Source organism: Methanosarcinales archaeon (genome assembly GCA_014859725.1).
In the GTDB taxonomy this organism is placed as follows: Archaea; Halobacteriota; Methanosarcinia; order Methanosarcinales; family Methanocomedenaceae; genus Kmv04.
This window is the reverse complement of the sequence record JACUTQ010000282.1, coordinates 1-1,727: the sequence shown is the minus strand read 5'-3', so window position 1 is coordinate 1,727 and position 1,727 is coordinate 1. Positions and strand designations below refer to the sequence as shown.

The window sequence follows — 1,727 nt, the reverse complement described above, 5'->3', positions numbered from 1 at the left end:
CGAATGACAGGAAAGAAAGATTTGAATCAGAAACCCCAAATCCGTGAGTATCCGCCAAATCCGTGTCATCCGTGTTCCTTTCTCCTTGATGTATACTATTTCATCAATCCAAACAACCATGCCCATAACCCAGCTTCTTCCATATCCTGCTGTCACATATGCGCCTCCGTTTATGAAATCATCAATCAACAAATTCAATTAATACAGAGGTCACGATTTGTAGGACACCACCCAAAATTGGCTACTCATAGTTGAGTTGTAATTTGAAACAAAAAAAATCAAAGGCTCTTTGTTTTTACGATATCGGATTCGATATCATCAATTTCTAATGCAAAATTCCGGGCAATCTCTTCTCCCAGTCCCATATTGTCTGTGATTCCCATATTCTCAAGGCAGGCAACCTTGACATCTGGCGGTGTGCCTCTGCAGGAGATGTTAATTCCCATATGAATTTTTTCTGAAGATATCCCGGCCGTAGCTATACTTACTGTCAGTTTGGCTCTGTCCACAAAAAGGTCATCACCGTTTCTAATTGATACAATACCATGCTGTGCCAGCACATCCCGAGCACACACCACAAGCATACGCTGCATATAATATGCCAGTCTGATACTTGCAGGGGAATCAAAACGCTCCACAATAAAATGCAGCATATCCCCACCACTGATAGCTTTATTATCCATCAGGTCTTCCAGATCCTTGATGTTGGTATCAGGGATATCCATACCACCCCTGAATAATATAATACTATCTCCTGGTATCCCTTTTGAATATCCCCAAAGGGATTCTATCTGGGTACCGTCATACTCCAGGATTTTGGAAAAAATTTCAACTCTCATAACCCTGGTTTATTGATCTATGAAATTATTTAAGGCATTCTTATTTGCCCAAAGTGATTTCTATGGCCGATACATTGGATTCACCGCGTTCTGATACAATTTTTTCAGTAGATATGAGTATGTCCTTAACCGACAGATCAGTAATGAACCGATTTCTTACTACTTCAGCAACGTCCACTGCTCTGGATATTGCCCTTCCCCTGGCCTTAATGACCACATTGTCAGCACCGCTGTTGAATTGTGTTACCACTGCAAGTACGTAGTTCATAACCGGTTTGTTGCCGATATATACTACATCGTCATTTTCCACTTTTGTCACCTCACCAGAAACAATGCGTGTATAATAAATACTACGGTTTGTCCCAACCGCAGCGGAGCTGCGGGGTATAGTTATTAAGATTATATACAGGGATTCATAATACTTTCGAATTATTTCCCTTATGCCTTATTTTTACGTTCTGCTCCAGCTGATGAAGTTTTCACATGAAATTTGAATCCAATTTAACTGAACAGGCATGAATCGGCTGTAGTGAGTGAGCGGAGCAGAGAGAACGAACGAAAGACGAATGCCAGAAGCAGATGTGGACTACCCTGGGACATGGAACCGTTTTAAGGGTACCACCACGATTCGTCCGTAAAGTGTCCATAAGACAGTAATTAAATAATTATCTTATCATATTTTTATTGAGCTTGTATTCACCAAGCAATCAATTGCAGCTAAGCTTAGCGATTTTCCCTATTGAGGGTATCGCCATGATTTTAACGTAGATGTACGCTGTTGATGCGTGGATTGAAGAAACTGTCAGCAGTACTAAAAAAATTGAAGACAGAAACTTTGGCAAAAAACAGAATGCCTAACCCCTTAGCGTACATCTATGTCAAAATCGG

2 protein-coding genes are annotated in these 1,727 nt (G+C 40.7%); both read right to left on the bottom strand.

Annotation, left to right across the window (positions count from 1 at the left end; translation table 11 throughout):
* Window positions 1-278: 278 nt before the first annotated feature.
* A complete protein-coding gene (locus IBX40_13300; protein MBE0525288.1) occupies window positions 279-839 on the bottom strand; it encodes a DUF366 family protein in 561 nt (186 codons plus the stop codon).
* Between the two features lie 40 nt (window positions 840-879).
* Window positions 880-1,149 (bottom strand): DNA-binding protein Alba, encoded by a 270-nt coding sequence (gene albA, locus IBX40_13295; protein ID MBE0525287.1) that lies wholly within the window; start codon window positions 1,147-1,149, stop codon window positions 880-882.
* Window positions 1,150-1,727 lie beyond the last annotated feature (578 nt).